Raw genomic sequence first — 19,071 nt, 5'->3', positions numbered from 1 at the left:
CGTGGATCGCTTTGCCTGCGACTAGCATCGACTTTCAACCACAAACCTGACTTCCATATAATAAGATTATACTCTACTTTTCGCCGCAGTCAATACAGTAATTTCTTCCGCTCCATGCTTTTTTAACTCTAAAGCACAGGATATTGCAGTTGCACCAGTAGTTATAACATCATCAACTATTAATATATTTTTACTTTCAATACAATATTTTTTCAAAAATTGAAAGCTTCCTTGAATATTTCTCCATCTTTCCTCTTTGCCTAACCCAATTTGATCCTTAGTGTTTTTCACCTTACTTAGACAATTAATAACAGGAATATCCAAAGATTTAGATATCATTTTAGACAAATAAGCACCTTGATTATACCCTCTATTTTTTAGTCTTTCTTTAGTCATAGGAACACAAGTTATATAATCATATTTGATTTTTTTATTTTTTATAAAACTTACCATATATTGCGATAATACTTGGCCAGCTTGAAAATTACTTTTATACTTTAATTGTAGTATTAAATTCATGATAACTCCTGAATAGTATGATATACTATAACACTTAAAATTAATTCCTTCTCTTTGTATATCAAATCCATAGCTGCAAAATTTAATTAATGCTTCACATTTACTGCATATATATCTTCCATCATAAGTTTCTTCTCCACAGCATATACACTTCTCATCATTTGAATATATTGTTTCTAGCACACAATCTTTTAAAAATATCAAATTCTTAATAATCCCATTTCCCATGCTTCTTTGTTGAAACTTCTAGCTATACTTTTTGCCTTTTCCATATCTTCTGTTTCTTCATTGGCTAAAAATATAACTTCTCCCTTTAAGTCCCTTTCGCTCCTTCCTGCACTAGCACAAAAATAGATAAGCTTTTTATAATCAAATTCAGCATCATCTGCAAAATAGACCATTATATCAATGTTTTTTATGTTTGAAAAAGTTTCATAAAAATTATTTGTAATCAATATGGACTTTTTAACTTTTTCAAAATTATTAATTACCTTTTTGTTGTTGTTACAATCACCTTCTTTATATAAATCCATTATACTTTTAGTAAATCCTGAGCAATAATTTCTTATATAAAAATGTACTTTAGGAATTTTATCCTTACTTGGTACACATATAACAACTTTTCTACCACAACTTATAGACCATTTTAGATAGTCATATACCATAAAAGGTATATCCTTATTTACATCTATTCTTGTAAGTATAGTCCTTGGCTCTATCATAGGACTTTTACTATCTCTTACAGGAAGTAAAAATTCTTTTTTATTTCTCATTATGTTTTCTATAGCATACATTATAACCTTAGTATTGCTTTTAGAAATTTTCGTTATCAAACCTAGTATTTCATAAATATTCTGCATAGGAAAACTATTTATATCATCATAAATTATCAAATCAAACTTTTCCACTATTTTAGATGCATTATAAAAATTACTTATTTTCAATAGAGCACTTGATTCTACTTCATTGTTTCTTAAATAGGCGTAATTTCTAAATCCTGTATATTTCTTTATCTTTTCTATAATATTAACTTTTTCTGGGTTTTCATTTGTAATGTACATTACTTTCCTGTGTTTAAACACATAATGTAGTATAACTTTTATAAATATTTCTGAAGAGTTATAAGGCAATGATCTTACATTTAAGAATTTATCTCTACCCATACTCCAAGTTAATATAGCTTCGCTTAACTTTTCTTTTTCATTATTCAACCTCATCTTCTGAAACAACAACATTTACTTCACTCTCCATTATATCCATTATTCTATGTTTTAATAATGAATATCTTTCAAAACTTCTATCATTATCTATCATAAATTTTATAGCTTTTAATTCTCCTACTAAAACAACTAATTGTTTTGCTCTAGTAATAGCTGTATATAATAAATTTCTATTCATTAATAATGGGGCGCCCATATACATAGGTATAATAACCACAGGAAATTCACTTCCCTGACTCTTGTGAATAGTTACCGCATAAGCCAAATCAACTTCATCCAAATATATATTGTCATATATAATTTTTCTCTCATCATCAAATATTATAGTTACAGTATCCTTATCTTCATCTATATCCTGTATAAATCCAACATCTCCATTAAAAATGCCTACTCCTTCACATTCACCTTCTCCTGAAACTCTAGTCCATTTCAATGAATAATTGTTTTTCGTTTGCATTATTTTATCTCCAACCCTAAATACAATATCCCTAAATTCTTTTTCTTTTTTATTTTGAGCTTTAGGATTTAAAATATCCTGAAGTTTTTTATTTAGGTTAGAAACCCCCAAAATCCCTTTTCTCATAGGTGAAAGTATCTGTATATCATTGATCTTATTCCATTCTTTATTAAAATTAGGCAGCCTTTTATCTACAAGAGATATTAATGTATCTGTTATCTTATTTACATCTTCACATTTTATAAAGTAAAAGTCTTTGTTTTTTTGATTCATTAAAGGCATTTCCCCATTATTAATTTTATGTGCATTAACTACTATCATGCTTTCTGTTGATTGCCTAAAAATTTCCTTGAGCCTAACAACCTTAATACATCTGCTTTCAATTAAATCTCGCAATACATTTCCTGGACCTACAGATGGAAGTTGATCCACATCTCCTACAATTATAATTCTTGTACTTATGTCAACTGCCTTCAAAAGGTTATTCATAAGCATAATATCTATCATGGAAGCTTCATCTATTATAATAACATCACACTCTAAAGGAGAATTTTCACCTTTAGAAAATAATATACCTGGTTCTTCTTCATCACCCACTCCCATTTCCAAAAGCCTATGAATTGTTTTAGCTTCACGCCCTGTAGCTTCTGTCATCCTTTTAGCAGCTCTCCCTGTTGGTGCTGCCATAAAGACCCTAAGCTTAAGTTTTTCAAATATTTCTGTTATACAATTTATAATAGTAGTTTTTCCTGTACCTGGTCCTCCAGTTATTATTTCAACTCCATTCCCTATGGCACCTCTTATAGCTTCTTTTTGTGAATCCGCAAACTTTATACAATTATCATTTTCAAAACTCTCTATTTCTTCATCTACATTTATCTTCATATCGCCATAATCATTTACAGCTAAAGTAAGTATCTTTTTTGTAACTCCAAGTTCACAATAATAGTATGGAATTGTAAAGACACATAATTTATCTTCAAACTTTTCCAACTTTAGTTTTCCATTTATAGAACTATCATATATATTCTCTTCAATTTTTTCTTTAGTTACTCCTAATATACTAATTCCCTCTTTAAGTAACTTTTCTAATGGCATATATGTGTTTCCAAGGCCACAAAATTGATTTATAATGTACCTTATTCCACTTTGTATTCTAAAAGGAGAGTTCGCATCTATACCAAGACTTCTTGCAATCTTATCTGATGTTTTAAATCCTATACCCGATATTTCTTCTGTCAAAATATATGGATTTTCTTTTACAATTTTTATAGATTCTGTTCCAAATCTTTTATGTATCTTAACACATTGATTTGGAGTAACTCCATAAGTTTGCAAAAAAACCATTATATTTCTTATTTCATTTTGCTTAGAATACGAATCATCTATTAACGCTATTTTTTTTGCACCTATACCTTCTATTTCTTTAAGTCTTTCTATGTGATTATCCAATATATCTAAAGTTTGTTCACCAAACTTTTCTACTATTTTTTTAGCTGTAACAGGCCCAATACCAGATATTATTCCTGATGATAAATATCTTTCTATACCAACTATAGAATTGGGTACTATTTCTTCGCATCCAGAAACTTTAAATTGCTGTCCAAATTGTGGATGAAGAACCCATTCACCTATAAGCTTTAAATTTTGACCTTCCGTAATAAAAGGTATACATCCTACTATAGTTATATTTTCACTTTTATCTTTAATTTTGGCCACAGCATATCCATTTTCCTCATTTTGAAAAACTATATTTTCAACTACACCTTGTATTTGCTGCATAAAATCTCTCCTAATTTTTACTAGTGTTTTATTTTTAATTATATCATATGAACTTTGTAAATATACAGAGTTCATAAACAATTTAAATCTTAAAAAGCCCTTATGCTAATGCATAAGGGCTTACTTTTATAAATATTTTTTTATTTCTTCAACTTTGTTTAATTGTTCCCATGGTACATTTATATCAGTTCTTCCAAAATGTCCATAAGCAGCAACTTGTTTATATATAGGTCTTCTTAAATCTAAATCTCTTATAATAGCTGCTGGTCTCAAATCAAAAACCTTATTAACTATTTCAACTATTTTATCCTCAGATATCTTTCCTGTTCCAAATGTATCTACTGTTATAGATACAGGCTTTGCTACACCAATAGCATATGCAAGCTGTATTTCAAGCTTATCTGAAACTCCAGCTGCAACAAGATTTTTAGCAACCCATCTTGCAGCATATGCAGCAGATCTATCCACTTTCGTTGGATCTTTTCCTGAGAAAGCTCCGCCGCCATGTCTTCCATATCCGCCATAAGTATCAACTATAATCTTTCTTCCTGTTAATCCTGAGTCTCCCTGAGGTCCTCCAACAACGAATCTTCCTGTTGGATTTATAAAATATTTAGTATCTTCATCTAAAAGTTCAGATGGAATAATTGGTTTTATTACTTGTTCTATCATATCTTTTTCTATTTGATCATGTGTTGCTTCTGGATCATGCTGTGTTGATATTACAATAGTATCTATCCTAACAGGTCTGTTATCTTCATATTCTACTGTAACTTGAGTTTTTCCATCTGGTCTTAAATATCCTAAAGTTTCATTTTTTCTAACTTCAGTTAGTCTTCTTGAAAGCTTATGTGCTAAGCTTATTGGCATAGGCATATATTCAGCTGTTTCGTTTGTAGCAAAACCAAACATCATTCCTTGGTCACCTGCACCTATAGCTTCTATTTTATCCATTTTACCACTTTTAGATTCTAATGCTTCATCTACTCCCATAGCTATATCTGCAGATTGCTCATCTATAGAAGTAATTACAGAACATGTAGCATAATCAAAACCAAATTTAGCTCTAGTATATCCTATTTCCTCTACAGTCTTTCTTACTATTTTAGGAATATCTACATAACATTTAGTTGATATTTCTCCCATAACTAAAACCATCCCTGTAGTAGTAGCTGTTTCACAAGCTACCCTTCCATTTGGATCTTGCTCTAATATAGCATCAAGAATAGCATCTGAAATTTGGTCACACATTTTATCTGGATGTCCTTCAGTAACCGATTCTGACGTAAATAATCTTCTCATAAGTACTCTCCCTTCTCTTTATAAAAAAATAAAACCTCTTCCAATAAGAAGAGGTTAAATAAGCTTAACAACTCTCTTATCTTGCAGATTATCACTGCAGGAATTGGCACCTTAGCAATATCTGTTGCTGGTTGCCGGGTTTCATAGGGCCCTTTTCCCTCCACCTCTCTTGATAAGAGCTTTATTCACTTGTCATTCATTCTACATCATGTTAACACAACTAAGTTTTAGTGTCAATATTTATATGATTTAAAACTTAGTAAAATTATTATTCACAAAAATAAAAGCACTTACTAGTGCTTTATTTGGTGGAGGAAGATGGATTCGAACCATCGAAGTCGATGACAACAGATTTACAGTCTGCCCCCTTTGGCCGCTCGGGAATTCCTCCGCATTTGGTGCTGGCAGAAGGCTTCGAACCCTCGACCTACTGATTACAAGTCAGTTGCTCTACCAACTGAGCTATGCCAGCACATACTATTTATTTTTAATGGTGGGCACAACAGGGCTCGAACCTGTGACCCTCTGCTTGTAAGGCAGATGCTCTCCCAGCTGAGCTATGCGCCCATTAAATATGGTGGAGGAAGATGGATTCGAACCATCGAAGTCGATGACAACAGATTTACAGTCTGCCCCCTTTGGCCGCTCGGGAATTCCTCCATATTTGGTGCTGGCAGAAGGCTTCGAACCCTCGACCTACTGATTACAAGTCAGTTGCTCTACCAACTGAGCTATGCCAGCACATGTTTATTAAATTTACGCCATTAACGGCTTCAACATGGATTAGTATACATTGTTATAGTTCTATTTTCAAATTCAAAATACTCCATTTAACCAATTCTTCTTTGTATTATTTAAAATTTCTACGTTTTTCTCTTAAAATCGCATCTAAACATTTTTCTAATAATCTATTTAATTATCATATATTTTTATAAAAAAGCTCATTATTTATCAACTAAATCCATATTTATAAACTTTTCTGCTACCTGCTGCACTTTCTTATAATCTTTATCAGATAATCTTTCTTTAAGCAACTTAATAGTATTTTTTATATCCTCTTCATTGCCATTTTTTAAGTATTCGTTTATTTTTTCATAATCAACAGCGGATAGTTTACTTCCTATAGATAAAAGTTTTTCCTTATCGGCAATAGTTAAATCGTCTTTTATTTTTGATTTTGAAACTTTAAATACAGATACATCCTTTTCATTATTTGAATTAGTATTATTTTTATTATCATTACACTTCGATTGAGTTATTTGACTTTCTTTACTATCGCTACTATTATCCTTCGAAAAAACTTCATTTTTATCTTGATTTATTTTATCTTCTATAGCCTCCATTTTATTTTTTTTATAACTATCTGTTATCTCTATTGATTTTTTACTAGCTTCCTCATTTAAATTACTTTTATCTTCACTTTTAATGTTCTGTTTTTTGCTATTTTCATTATTGCTTTTTCTATCTTCATTTATTACTTCTACTTTTCCCTTTACTGAATTTTCATTAATGTTTACTTTGCTTGAATAAATCATTATACCAACACAAATAGTTGTACATAAAATTACAATGAATGATAGAATCTTTTTACTCATATCATTAGCCTCCTTGTATTATGCAAACACTTTTCTCTTAGTATACCCATAAAGCTTTTTTTTATTCTGCATATATTAATATTTTCAAAATTGTTTTCATATAAATTAATTATTGATGTAGGAGGTGAGTTTTTGAATAGGGTAAAATCCAATTATAAAGATCCATTATCATATTATAAGATTGCATGTTTCTTAAAGGACTATATTAATAAAAATACCATTGTAGTATGCATTGGAACTGATAGATGTATAGGGGATTGCCTTGGTCCATTAGTAGGTACGCTATTAAAAACTAAAGGTTTTCCATTGCCTGTACACGGAACTATTGCAGAACCAATACATGCACTAAACATTGATAAGAAATTAAAAGAAATAAAAGTTCTATATCCATATAGTAATATAATAGGTATAGACGCCTGTCTTGGAGATGAATCTAGCATAGGAGAAATTCAAGCAAGAGATTATCCTGTACACCCTGGAAAAGGTGTTGGGAAGTTCCTACCTAATGTAGGTGAATGTTCTGTGATAGGCATAGTAGATTCTAATGATAATGATGAAATATTCACTAGTAATAATATACGATTAAATTTAGTATTGAACATGGCTAAAGTTATAACTCACTCTCTTATACACACCTATTATATGTATGATAATACAAAACTTACATTATAATTATGTATACTAATACTTATTAATATAAATCCATCAACCTTCGCAGTTGAAAATTTAATTAAAGATTTTTCGCAGCGCAGCGGAAAAAATCATTCTTCACTGTCCTCTGTCCTCTAAAATAAAAGTAAAACCCCGAACTTTGTGGGGTTTTACTTTTCACTTTAATCTATTAATGTTATATCGTCACCAGTAAAAGTAACTTCCATTTTATCTAAATACTCTAACACCTTTCCTGTTCCCAACGCTACACAAGACACAGCATCTTCTGCTACACATACCGGAACCTTGGTTACCTCTTGTATTAAATCACTAAGACCACTAAGTAATGCTCCTCCACCAGTCATAATTATACCTTTATTTGCTATATCTGCTGCTAGTTCAGGTGGTGTCCTTTCAAGCACTGCATGAGTTGTTTCTGCTATAGAATTTACTGCCTCCTTCAATGCTTCCCTCATTTCATCTGAGGATACAGTTATATTTTTGGGAAGACCTGTAATTAAGTCTCGTCCTCTTATTTCCATAATCATTTTTTCTTCTCTCTTAAATGCAGAACCTATATTTATTTTTAAGTCCTCTGATGTTCTTTCTCCAATCATTAGTTTATGCTCTTTTTTTATATATTTCATGATAGACTCATCAAACCTGTCTCCTGCAACTTTTATGGAAGCTCTTACAACTATTCCCCCTAAAGAAATAACTGCAACATCAGTAGTACCTCCTCCAATATCTATTACCATATTTCCACTTGCTTTTGTTATGTCAAGACCTGCTCCAATAGCTGCTGCTAGCGGTTCTTCAATTAAAAACACTTTTTTTGCACCAGCATTTTTGGCAGCATCAATTACAGCTCTTTTTTCAACTTCTGTAGCCTCGCATGGAACACACACTACTACTCTTGGTGCGGACATTCTCTTTTTGCCACAAGCCCTAGTTATAAAATACTTAAGCATTTTTTCTGTTATATCATAATTAGATATAACCCCATCTCTCAAAGGACGAATTGCCACAATATTTCCAGGCGTTCTACCTATCATTTGCCATGCTTCTTCACCTACAGCTAATACCTTATTTCTACTTCTATCTACAGCAACTACAGAAGGTTCCTTTAAAATTACCCCCCTGCCTTTAATATAAACAAGTACTGTGGCTGTCCCTAAATCAATTCCCATATCAGTTCCTATACTAAAAAACATTCCTATGCTCACTCCTAATCTTTCCATGCTTTTTTATAATAAAAATGCTAATTTTTCCTCTTTTTATTATATCTACTTACTTAATTATAATAGGAATGTTTTTAACCTTCAATAGCTTTATATTTCATTTTTGTTGCTTTTCCACCTCTTATATGTCTTTCTGCCTTATTATAGTCCAGAATAGTCTTAGCCTCTCTAGCAATTTGAGGATTTATTTTAGGTAACCTTTCTGTCATATCTTTGTGTATAGTACTTTTACTTACTCCAAAAACTTTGGCTGTTTTTCTTATTGTAGCCTTTGAACCTATAATATAATTTGCTACTTCTAAAACTCTTTCTTCAATGTAATCTTTCAAGGATGCTACCTCCCTAATCCTTCTATATTTATAAATATGCTGTTTATAATTTTTAAATTCATCAGGTTAGCCATTTTCCGATAAACATATCAGAAAACGGCTTAAAAATTAATATTTTACATACTTTGCTGGATCAACAAAATCATTTCCTTTTAAAACTTCAAAATGCAAGTGATCCCCATATTTTTCATAAGCTGATCTCAATGTAGTTTTTCCTACTGTTCCTATAAGTGTACCTTTAGTTACACTTTGACCCTTTGAAACCTTTACCTTTTGATCTAAATTAGAATAAACTGTTTTTAATCCATTTTGATGATTTATAACAATTTTTACACCATCTTGAGTGGCAGTATCAATTTCTTCTACTTTTCCATCCATAGCAGCCATTACTGGTTTACCTAAATCTGTTTTTATATCTAATCCAAGATTAGGTCTATAGCTTGATGTAGAATCCCAATATACTGGATCTTCAGAATAAGCTCTTGCCAAACTGCCTTCTACTGGCTTACTTAAAGAAGTACTAACTGAATTAGATACACTCTGCGATTTTGTTTCACTTTTAGGTACAACTACTTGTGGTTTAGACTCTTTTTTTACTTGAAGGGCATTGTCATAATTTAAAGATGACTCATTGTTTCCCTTAGCTGTCTCTTTTTTTGCTTTATCTTGTGCTTGAGTATTTTGTTGTTGTATTAGTGCATTGTTAGCATTTTTGCTAGACTTAGCAGTCAAAACTGCTACTGTAGCTACAATACATAAACAAACAAATAATATTACATAAAAGCCCTCCTTCTTAAAAAAGTTAGTTACTTTGTTCAAAAATTTTTTGTCCATATGAACACCTCCTTTTTGTAGTTTGTCCAGAGTATAGTAAAAAATACATATTTTATAAAAAAAATTTCTATTATTTTCTTATATTTAAAATAAAAAAAGAGGCAATGCCTCTTTATCGTGAAATTTTGCTAATTTCAACTCCAGTATAATAATGTTTTAATATTTCTTTATAACTATCTCCAGACTTAGCCATAGCATTTGCTCCCCACTGACTCATTCCAACTCCATGACCATAACCACTACAATCTATTTCTATATTGTTATCATTAAATTTAATACTAAAATTAGCAGAATTTAAGCCCATAATGCTTCTAAATTCAGTACCAGATAAAGTAACTTGTCCTATTACTATTTCCTTTATTGAACCACCCTTAGTTTTGGATTTTATTTGAATTTGATTTTTTATATTAGCTGTCGACAGACCACAATTGGTATATCTAGAACTTATTTTATTAATAAATTCACTATACGATACTTTAACTGAAGTTTCTCGTTTATATGCACCTTCTTCCCCTGAACTATTTACACTTTTTAGATAAGGAATATTATCAGAAAACACGTCTAAACAATCTTCGGTTTTACCACTGCTTACAGAAAAATAATATGGTTCCATTACTAACTTATTATCATACGTCAAATATTCTCCAGAAGTTTCTTCAACCGCTTTAGTTATTTTACTCCAATATTCCTCTCTTTTATTAGCCTCCCAAGTTTTAAATCTATCTTCTTTATCCATAAAGACTTGACACTGAGTTGTATCAGATACATCAGCACCAGTATTACTTTTATACTTATGCCCCCCGAAAGATTCCATATGGGCTAACGCAAAAGTTCTTGCTGCTACTGCTTGTGCTTTTAAGGCTTCTAAAGAAAACTCTGCTGGCACCTCAGATGCCACAACACCTTTTACATATTCCTCTAAAGGAATTTCCTGTACTTTATTTTCTTTTGTTATATAAACCTTTATTTTTACGTTTTCCTTATTAAGTACCACATCGCTGGATTTAATAAAAAATTTAGGTATTGACTTTCCAAACTTATTACTAACTTCATCTATTTCTAATACAAATATAGATAACACTATAGCCAACACTATGCCAGCAAATATCAGTAATAAAAGTTTTTTTAAATGTATTGATCCATTAATATTTTTCATATAAGTATCTCTCCTTACTTTTGCCTAGTATATCAATATAATATTATTAATGGCTATTAAAAATTATTACTGCAATAAAAAAAGAGAAGATTTTGTTCTAATCTTCTCTTTAACTTAATATATTAATATTGTAGAATTTTATACCATTATCCTCTGAATATCTGCTCCCAACCCTTGTAACTTCTTTTCTATAGACACATATCCTCTATCTATATGATATACATCTGTAATTTCTGTTTCACCCTCTGCTACTAAACCACAAAGTATAAGTGCAGCTCCTGCTCTCAAGTCAGTAGCCCTAACCTCTGCGCCTGTTAGTTTATCCACACCTTCTATAATAGAACTTCTACCATCAATTTTTATATTTGCTCCCATTCTCTTCATTTCGGCAGCATGCATAAATCTATTTTCAAAAATTGTTTCTGTTATTACACTAGTACCTTTTATTGTACACAAAAGTCCCGCCATTTGAGATTGCATATCAGTAGGAAAACCTGGATATGGCATAGTTTTAATATCAATAGGTTTAAGATCTCTATCTGCATCTACGTAAATGCTATTTCCATCTGAGGTTATTTTTACTCCTGCTTCAGTTAACTTTGCTATAATAGGTTTTAAATACTCTTCATTAACTCCATTTATTTTAATTTTACTCCTAGTTATAGCTGCTGCTACCATAAATGTGCCAGCTTCTATTCTATCACATATAGGTTTATGTGTAGCTCCTTTCATATTTTTAACTCCAATTATACGAACAGTGTCTGTGCCAGCTCCTATAATGTTAGCACCCATATTATTTAAATACTTGCCTAAGTCTTCAATCTCAGGTTCTTCAGCTGCGTTTTCTATAATAGTCTCCCCTTCAGCCATAACTGCAGCCATCATTATATTTTCTGTTGCTCCTACAGAAGGGAAATCTAAATATATTTTATTTCCTACAAGCTTTTTAGCCTGAGCTTCCACATATCCATGACCTACATTTACTTCTGCTCCTAATGCGCTAAATCCCTTTAAATGCAAATCTATTGGTCTAGTTCCTATATTACATCCACCTGGTAAAGATAGCTTAAATCTTCCAAATCTTGATATCATAGGTCCCATAATTAAAAAAGATGCTCGCATCTTTTTTACTAAACTACTGCAAGGCTCACAATCCTTTATATTTGAACTATCTATTACTACTCTATTAGCTTTCTCATTAATATTTATATCTGTGGAAATAGTTCTAAGTACATCACTTATAACAAATACATCTTCTAACATAGGTGCTTCATCAATTACACATTTTTCTCCACTTAATATACTAGCTGCTATTATTGGTAAAACAGAATTTTTAGCAGTACTTATATTTACCTCTCCCTCTAATTTTTTTCCTCCCATTACTGATATTTTATTCATGTTTTATCCTCCATTCTATAATTGCTAATATGCTGTGAGTATTTCAGGCGTACCCATAATTATATAATTACCTGAATTATACTTACAAACAGCATAATTAAAATCCATTAACTTGCCATTACTTTGCATTGCATCATATAGTCCTGTATATAATGTAGAACTATATCCATTTTTTAATGCTACAGTAGTAATGTTGGATGCTCCATGATCTTTTAATGTTTTTAAAATTTTATTATTTGTTATATCAACATCATTATAAACTTGTGATTTTAAGTATTGATAATATTTAACGGTTACATTTCCATCATCTATGCATTTTTCCAAATCACGCTTCATATCATTTAATAGATTCTTATTACTTTTTTCCACCAAGTTTATTGTTATAATATTATGGTTTTCATATTTCATGGTTTCTATGTAACCATTTGTATTATTTTTACCAAATTCTATACAATACTTTTTTTCATTTTTCAACACAGACTTATTTTTTGCATCAATAAAATTCATTTTTTTCAATATATCATTACAAACCTTTTCTCCACTTTTATCTGTTATAAATGATGCTGTTATACCATATTCAACTGTTTTACTATTTGTTATTTGTAAAATATCATTAAATGGATCCAAATCCTTACTAGCTAGTGAAAAGTCCGAAATTAAAAGTACAATTCCAATTATAAAAAAAACGGTTAAGAAAATAACATTTTTCTTTTTCATAAACTACGCTCTAAAAAATTATTTCAAAGAGCTTGTCACCCCCCTTTTTCTTCCATTTACATTATGAACTAGTATTAGTTAAAATATTCATCTTTTTAGTTCTACATTTAACTATTACAAAATTACTCTTTACTCATACTATAGGGGGTTGTCTTAAGATACTATCAATATATATATTTACATATGAAAATGTGCAAAATTTCTCATAAAAAAAATAGCATGAAACATAAGTTTCACGCTATTTTAGTATAAATTTTATTTTAAATCAAGTCTAGCCATAGCTCTAGCTAAAGCTAATTCTGCCCTTTTTATATCAACATTATCTTTTGGTTCAGCTAATCTATTCTCAGCTCTTTCTTTAGCAGATTTTGCTCTCTCTAAGTCTATATCTTCTGGCCATTCACAAGAATCACATAAGAATTCTACTAAATTATCCTTTACATCAAGTATGCCACTGGATGTAAATGCTTTAAGTTCTTTACCATCACTTGTAGTAAACTCTGTGACAGTAGGTCTTAAAGGAGTCACTAAAGGCATGTGATTTGCAAGAATTCCTATACGACCTTGGGTAGTATCCGTTATTAATTCTACCACTTCTCCAATGTAAAATTCTTTTTCGGGAGTAAGGATAGTTAACTTAAAAGCATTTGCCATATTAATCTCCTTCTCACAAATAAATTATTAAGTTAGACAGTAATAATCTGTCTAACTTAAAACTAAAAGGATTAGCTTTCTTCCATCATAGATTTAGCTTTTTGAACAACTTCTTCTATAGTTCCAGCAAAAAGGAATGCTGCTTCTGGTAAGTTATCATATTTACCATCAAGTATTTCTTTAAAACCTCTTATAGTTTCTTTTATTGGAACATAAGCACCTTTCATGCCTGTAAACTGTTCTGCAACGCTAAATGGTTGTGATAAGAATCTTTGAATTCTTCTAGCTCTTACAACTACCAATCTATCTGTTTCTGGAAGTTCATCTACACCAAGTATTGCTATTATATCTTGAAGTTCTCTATATCTTTCAAGTATATGTTTTACACTTGAAGCTATTTCATAATGTTCTTCTCCTACAATTCTTGGATCCAATATTCTTGAACTTGATTCAAGAGGATCAACTGCTGGATATATTCCAAGCTCTGATATAGATCTTGAAAGAACTGTTGTAGCATCAAGATGCGCAAACGTAGTTGCTGGTGCTGGATCTGTCAAGTCATCTGCAGGTACATATACAGCCTGAACAGATGTAATAGATCCCTGTTTTGTGGATGTTATTCTTTCTTGAAGAGCACCCATTTCAGTTGCAAGTGTTGGTTGATATCCAACCGCACTAGGTATTCTACCAAGTAACGCTGAAACTTCAGAACCAGCCTGAGTAAATCTAAATATGTTATCTATAAATAGAAGCACATCCTGACCTTTATCTCTAAAATACTCAGCCATAGTAAGTCCTGTTAAAGCAACTCTCATTCTAGCTCCAGGCGGTTCGTTCATCTGTCCGAATACTAGAGCAGTTTTGTCTATAACGCCAGATTCTTTCATTTCATAATAAAGGTCGTTACCTTCTCTTGTTCTTTCTCCAACACCTGTGAATACTGATAATCCACCATGTTCTTTTGCTATATTGTTTATAAGTTCTTGAATAAGAACTGTTTTACCAACACCGGCACCACCAAATAGTCCTATTTTTCCACCTCTTTGGTATGGTGCTATAAGATCTATAACTTTAATTCCTGTTTCAAACATTTCTGGTGAAACAGATTGATCTTCAAAACTTGGTGCTGGTCTATGAATAGGATATGTCATATTAGCATTACAATCTCCACATTCATCTATTGGCTGTCCTAACATATTGAAAAGTCTTCCTAAAACTTCCTCTCCAACTGGTACAGATATTGGTGCACCTGTATCTACTGCATCTACACCTCTTCTTAAGCCATCTGTTCCTTCCATAGATACAGTTCTAACTATATCGTCTCCAACATGCTGTTCTACTTCAGTAACAAGTTTACCAGCATCTCCCATATCTATTTCTATGGCATTATATATATTAGGAAGGTGTTCTGTACTAAATTTTATATCTACTACAGGTCCTATAACCTGAACAACTTTGCCTATATTTGGCATTAGTGTCCCTCCCTTATTTTTGAACTTCTGCGCCCCCAACTATTTCTGATATTTCTTGAGTTATAGCGCCTTGTCTTTCTCTATTAAATTTAAGATTTAGATCGTCTATTAAATCATTAGCATTCTTAGTCGCTCCATCCATAGCTGCCATTCTCGAACCTTGTTCACTGGACTTAGAATGAAGCATATAATTTAATATTTGTTGTTTTAACTGCATAACCACCATATCATCTATTATTTGATCAATTGGTGGCTCAAACTTAACAAAACGTGCTGTTGATTCGCCACTTTTATTTTCCAAGGGAAGTATTTTCTGTACATTAACCGATTGCTTTACAGTTGTAAAGAACTTGGTATATACTACGTACACTTCTCCAACTTCAGAATTTTTATACATATCAAGTGCTTTATAAGTTATAGCCTCTGCCTCTTTTAATGTAGGTATATCAGGTATATCTACATACTCTGCCGCAGTTTCGCATTTTAATCTATTAAAATACATTCTTCCCTTCTGACCTACTGACATTAATACAGAGTTTCCTTTATCACTTGATATTAATTCCGCAGTTTTATTTACTACATTAGCATTGAATCCTCCACAAAGTCCTGAATCAGAGCTAAGTGTAATATAAAGTTTTTTATCACTTTTATTACCATGCACATAAATACTTCTTCCTTCCACGCCGCTTGCAATATCATTAGCAATTTTTGTGAAAGCATCAAAATATTTCTGATTTACCTCTAATTGATTCCTAACTTTCCTAAGTTTTGAGGTGGCAACAACACACATGGCATTTGTTATTTTTTGGGTACTAGTTACTGACTTAATTCTTCTTTTAATTTCAACAAGTCCTGCCCCTGCCATAATTCACCTCCCGCAAAGGGAATTATACCTCTGCTAAAAATATTTTTTTGAATTCTTCTATAGCACTGCTAAGTTTTTCTTTTAACTCATCTGATAATACTTTTTTAGTTATTATTTCTTCACCGATTTCTTTATGATGAGTATTCATATATTCTAAGAATTCTTTTTCAAATTTCTTTATACTTTCTACCTCTATATCCATTAACTTATTGTTAACTGCAGCATACATGATCATTATCTGATCTTCTACTGGTACTGGCTTATACTGAGGTTGTTTTAGTATTTCTACTAATCTCTTACCTTTTTCAAGTCTTCTCTTTGATTCTCCATCAAGATCTGAACCAAACTGTGCAAAAGCAGCAAGTTCTCTATATTGTGCAAGGTCAAGTTTTAGTGTTCCTGAAACTTGCTTCATTGCTTTAATTTGAGCATTACCACCAACTCTGGATACTGATATACCGGCATTAACTGCTGGTCTTTGTCCTGCGTTGAATAATTCTGATTCAAGGAATATCTGACCATCTGTTATTGAAATAACGTTAGTTGGTATGTACGCTGTAACATCTCCTGCTTGAGTCTCTATTATAGGAAGAGCAGTAAGTGATCCTCCACCAAGCTTATCTGAAAGTTTTGCAGCTCTTTCAAGCAATCTTGAATGTAAATAGAAAACATCTCCAGGGAACGCTTCTCTACCTGGTGCTCTACGAAGCAATAATGACATTGTTCTATAAGCAACTGCGTGCTTAGATAAGTCATCATATATTATAAGTACATCTTTTCCTTGATGCATGAAATACTCACCCATAGTACATCCTGCATATGGTGCAATATACTGTAATGGTGCTGATTCTGATGCTGATGATGATACAATTATTGTATAATCCATAGCCCCTGCTTCAGTAAGATTGTTAACTATATGAGCAACAGTAGATTGCTTCTGTCCTATAGCAACATATATACAAATTACATCTTTACCTTTTTGATTAATTATTGTATCTGTTGCTATTGCAGTTTTACCTGTCTGTCTGTCTCCTATAATAAGTTCTCTTTGACCTTTTCCTATTGGTATAAATGAGTCTATAGCTTTTATACCTGTCTGTAATGGCTGTTTAACAGATTGTCTTTGAATAACACCAGGTGCCTTAATTTCAACTGCTCTTGTTTCTGCAGTTTTCATAGGACCTTTACCATCTATAGGCTGTCCAAGAGAATTTACAACTCTTCCTACTATTGCATCTCCAACTGGTACTTCAACAACTTTTCCAGTCCTTTTAACTATGTCTCCTTCTTTTATACCTTTTTCAGAACCTAGAAGAACACAACCTACGTTGTCTTGTTCTAGGTTTAGAGACATGCCATAGACATCGTTTGGAAACTCTAGAAGCTCTCCAGCGATACAATCGTTAAGACCATAAACTCTGGCTATACCATCACCAATTTGAATTATTGTACCTGAATCAACTGTTTCTATTTTCTTTTCATACTTTTGTATTTCCTGTTTTATAATTGAAGTTATTTCTTCAGGTTTTATATTCATAGGCTCACCTCTAATCTCTCTTAAGCATTAATTTTTTCATTTCATCGATTTTAGATTTTACTGTTCCATCTATTACTTCGTTTCCTACTTGAACATAAACTCCGCCAATTATGCTTTCGTCTATCTCCTCTTCCAATAAAATCTTTTTATTATACTTTTTTTCTAGTTGTAGCACTAAACTTTCCTTTTCATCATCTTTTAAAGCAACAACTGTCTTTACTTTAGCAACAGCTGTTTTGTTCTTTTCAAGATAAATATTTTCCATTTGTTTAAGTTTGCCTTCAAGTTGAAGTATTCTTCCCTTTTCTATAAGAACTAATAGAAAAGCTAATAAATCTCCATCTACTTTATCCTTAAACAATTTAGTGAAAAGTTCCTTTTTATTTGAAGTACTAACTTGTGGGTGTTCTATCAATCCCATAAAGTCTTTATCTTCATTTATTAGAGCTACTATTTCTCTTAATTCTTGTAAATACTGCTCTACTTTTCCTTTTTCCTCTGCAATTTCATAAAGTGCAAGAGCGTATCTTCTATCTAAATATTCATACATAGTTAGATACCTACCTTAGCTATAAAGTCTTTAATAAGTCTCCTATGTTCATCTTCATCTATAGATTCTTCTAAAGCCTTTGAAGATACTAAAACAGCTAAGTCTACTACTTGATTCTTTATTTCATCTGCTGCTTTTTCTTTTTCTCTTTCAGCCTCAACTTTAGCTCTTTTAACTATAGTTTCAGCTTCTTCATGAGCTTCTTTCAATATGTCAGAGGAAACTTTTTCAGCTTTATTCTTATATTCTTCAACAATAGTTTTTCCTTCTTGTCTAGAGTTTTTTAACAATTCTTCATGTTGAAAAACTAGTTGTTTAGATTTTTGTTCATTTTCATTAGTATTTTTAATTTTAAAATCAATTTCATTCTGTCTGTTTGTGATTGTATCATCAACAGTTTTGAAAAAGAAATGTTTTAAAATAAAATATAATACTATGAAATTAATTATAGTTATTACAACTCTTCCAATATCAATACTCATATTGAATTTCACTCCTCCCCTCTAAATGTATGTAAATTGGTGAGGTAACTAGTTTTAGCTAACTTTAAATACTAGCATAATAGCTATTAATAAACTATAGATAGCTGTTACTTCTGATAATGCAGCAGTTACAAAGAACGTACTTAGTATTTTACCACTTGCTTCAGGCTGTCTTGAAACTCCTTCAACTGCCTTTCCAGCAGCAGTACCAACTCCAATACCTCCGCCTAAACATCCTATAGCAGCTAAACCTGCACCAATTGCTGCCATACCTGATACAAATGAGTGCGCATCTAAATTCATAATAAAA

General features: G+C 31.5%; 19 protein-coding genes, 5 tRNA genes and 1 riboswitch. Of the genes, 1 reads left to right on the top strand and 23 read right to left on the bottom strand.

Going from position 1 to position 19,071, the window contains the following annotated elements:
* Window positions 1-66 precede the first annotated feature (66 nt).
* From Q6H37_RS01105 to Q6H37_RS01060, 10 genes are all read right to left on the bottom strand, one after another.
* Window positions 67-723 (bottom strand): ComF family protein, encoded by a 657-nt coding sequence (locus Q6H37_RS01105; RefSeq protein WP_318738774.1) that lies wholly within the window; start codon window positions 721-723, stop codon window positions 67-69.
* The gene (locus tag Q6H37_RS01100) at window positions 720-1,754 is read right to left on the bottom strand and encodes a hypothetical protein (RefSeq protein WP_318738773.1); all 1,035 of its coding nucleotides are present in this window, start codon (window positions 1,752-1,754) and stop codon (window positions 720-722) included. The genes Q6H37_RS01105 and Q6H37_RS01100 overlap by 4 nt, the downstream gene beginning before the upstream one ends.
* Window positions 1,723-3,978 (bottom strand): ATP-dependent RecD-like DNA helicase, encoded by a 2,256-nt coding sequence (locus tag Q6H37_RS01095; RefSeq protein WP_318738772.1) that lies wholly within the window; start codon window positions 3,976-3,978, stop codon window positions 1,723-1,725. The genes Q6H37_RS01100 and Q6H37_RS01095 overlap by 32 nt, the downstream gene beginning before the upstream one ends.
* Window positions 3,979-4,104: 126 nt before the next feature.
* Window positions 4,105-5,280 (bottom strand): methionine adenosyltransferase, encoded by a 1,176-nt coding sequence (gene metK / locus Q6H37_RS01090; protein WP_318738771.1) that lies wholly within the window; start codon window positions 5,278-5,280, stop codon window positions 4,105-4,107.
* A gap of 73 nt (window positions 5,281-5,353) precedes the next feature.
* Window positions 5,354-5,459: riboswitch (SAM riboswitch) on the bottom strand.
* Between the two features lie 127 nt (window positions 5,460-5,586).
* A tRNA-Tyr gene (locus Q6H37_RS01085) sits at window positions 5,587-5,671 on the bottom strand.
* Window positions 5,672-5,676: 5 nt separating this feature from the next.
* Window positions 5,677-5,752: transfer RNA gene (locus Q6H37_RS01080), tRNA-Thr, on the bottom strand.
* A gap of 19 nt (window positions 5,753-5,771) precedes the next feature.
* Window positions 5,772-5,847, bottom strand: a tRNA-Val gene (locus Q6H37_RS01075).
* A gap of 8 nt (window positions 5,848-5,855) precedes the next feature.
* Window positions 5,856-5,940, bottom strand: a tRNA-Tyr gene (locus Q6H37_RS01070).
* A gap of 5 nt (window positions 5,941-5,945) precedes the next feature.
* Window positions 5,946-6,021: transfer RNA gene (locus Q6H37_RS01065), tRNA-Thr, on the bottom strand.
* Window positions 6,022-6,224: 203 nt separating this feature from the next.
* On the bottom strand, window positions 6,225-6,875 hold the full coding sequence (locus Q6H37_RS01060; RefSeq protein ID WP_318738770.1) for a hypothetical protein: 651 nt from the start codon (window positions 6,873-6,875) through the stop codon (window positions 6,225-6,227).
* 132 nt (window positions 6,876-7,007) lie between these two features.
* Between Q6H37_RS01060 and yyaC the strand changes: the two genes are divergently transcribed.
* Complete coding sequence (gene yyaC, locus Q6H37_RS01055) at window positions 7,008-7,547, top strand: spore protease YyaC (protein ID WP_007063635.1); 540 nt, start codon at window positions 7,008-7,010, stop codon at window positions 7,545-7,547.
* Between the two features lie 161 nt (window positions 7,548-7,708).
* Here yyaC and Q6H37_RS01050 read toward each other — a convergent pair whose 3' ends face one another.
* From Q6H37_RS01050 to atpE, 13 genes are all read right to left on the bottom strand, one after another.
* Window positions 7,709-8,740 (bottom strand): rod shape-determining protein, encoded by a 1,032-nt coding sequence (locus Q6H37_RS01050; protein ID WP_318738769.1) that lies wholly within the window; start codon window positions 8,738-8,740, stop codon window positions 7,709-7,711.
* A gap of 101 nt (window positions 8,741-8,841) precedes the next feature.
* Window positions 8,842-9,096, bottom strand: coding sequence for a sporulation transcriptional regulator SpoIIID (gene spoIIID / locus Q6H37_RS01045; protein ID WP_007063637.1), 255 nt, complete (start codon window positions 9,094-9,096; stop codon window positions 8,842-8,844).
* Window positions 9,097-9,204: 108 nt separating this feature from the next.
* Complete coding sequence (locus tag Q6H37_RS01040; RefSeq protein WP_318738768.1) at window positions 9,205-9,930, bottom strand: peptidoglycan DD-metalloendopeptidase family protein; 726 nt, start codon at window positions 9,928-9,930, stop codon at window positions 9,205-9,207.
* 112 nt (window positions 9,931-10,042) lie between these two features.
* Window positions 10,043-11,086 (bottom strand): stage II sporulation protein D, encoded by a 1,044-nt coding sequence (spoIID, locus tag Q6H37_RS01035; protein WP_318738767.1) that lies wholly within the window; start codon window positions 11,084-11,086, stop codon window positions 10,043-10,045.
* Between the two features lie 138 nt (window positions 11,087-11,224).
* On the bottom strand, window positions 11,225-12,484 hold the full coding sequence (gene murA / locus Q6H37_RS01030; RefSeq protein ID WP_318738766.1) for a UDP-N-acetylglucosamine 1-carboxyvinyltransferase: 1,260 nt from the start codon (window positions 12,482-12,484) through the stop codon (window positions 11,225-11,227).
* Between the two features lie 24 nt (window positions 12,485-12,508).
* Window positions 12,509-13,201 (bottom strand): hypothetical protein, encoded by a 693-nt coding sequence (locus Q6H37_RS01025; RefSeq protein WP_318738765.1) that lies wholly within the window; start codon window positions 13,199-13,201, stop codon window positions 12,509-12,511.
* 255 nt (window positions 13,202-13,456) lie between these two features.
* Window positions 13,457-13,855 carry a F0F1 ATP synthase subunit epsilon gene (locus tag Q6H37_RS01020; protein WP_007061628.1) on the bottom strand — a complete coding sequence of 133 codons (399 nt, stop codon included), beginning with the start codon at window positions 13,853-13,855 and terminating at the stop codon, window positions 13,457-13,459.
* 71 nt (window positions 13,856-13,926) lie between these two features.
* Window positions 13,927-15,327, bottom strand: coding sequence for a F0F1 ATP synthase subunit beta (gene atpD / locus Q6H37_RS01015; protein ID WP_318738764.1), 1,401 nt, complete (start codon window positions 15,325-15,327; stop codon window positions 13,927-13,929).
* Window positions 15,328-15,340: 13 nt separating this feature from the next.
* Window positions 15,341-16,192 carry an ATP synthase F1 subunit gamma gene (gene atpG, locus Q6H37_RS01010; RefSeq protein WP_318738763.1) on the bottom strand — a complete coding sequence of 284 codons (852 nt, stop codon included), beginning with the start codon at window positions 16,190-16,192 and terminating at the stop codon, window positions 15,341-15,343.
* Between the two features lie 22 nt (window positions 16,193-16,214).
* Window positions 16,215-17,729: a F0F1 ATP synthase subunit alpha gene (atpA, locus tag Q6H37_RS01005; RefSeq protein ID WP_318738762.1), complete on the bottom strand. Its 1,515-nt coding sequence runs from the start codon at window positions 17,727-17,729 to the stop codon at window positions 16,215-16,217.
* Between the two features lie 10 nt (window positions 17,730-17,739).
* Window positions 17,740-18,279 (bottom strand): F0F1 ATP synthase subunit delta, encoded by a 540-nt coding sequence (locus Q6H37_RS01000; protein ID WP_318738761.1) that lies wholly within the window; start codon window positions 18,277-18,279, stop codon window positions 17,740-17,742.
* A gap of 2 nt (window positions 18,280-18,281) precedes the next feature.
* The gene (locus tag Q6H37_RS00995) at window positions 18,282-18,761 is read right to left on the bottom strand and encodes a F0F1 ATP synthase subunit B (RefSeq protein WP_029159215.1); all 480 of its coding nucleotides are present in this window, start codon (window positions 18,759-18,761) and stop codon (window positions 18,282-18,284) included.
* 54 nt (window positions 18,762-18,815) lie between these two features.
* On the bottom strand, window positions 18,816-19,064 hold the full coding sequence (atpE, locus tag Q6H37_RS00990; RefSeq protein WP_029159216.1) for an ATP synthase F0 subunit C: 249 nt from the start codon (window positions 19,062-19,064) through the stop codon (window positions 18,816-18,818).
* Between the last annotated feature and the right edge of the window lie 7 nt (window positions 19,065-19,071).

The organism is Clostridium sp. JS66, from assembly GCF_033561535.1.
GTDB lineage: Bacteria > Bacillota > Clostridia > Clostridiales > Clostridiaceae > Clostridium_AM > Clostridium_AM carboxidivorans.
Note: the sequence above shows the minus strand (reverse complement) of the source record. Positions and strands in the feature narration are given on the sequence as shown.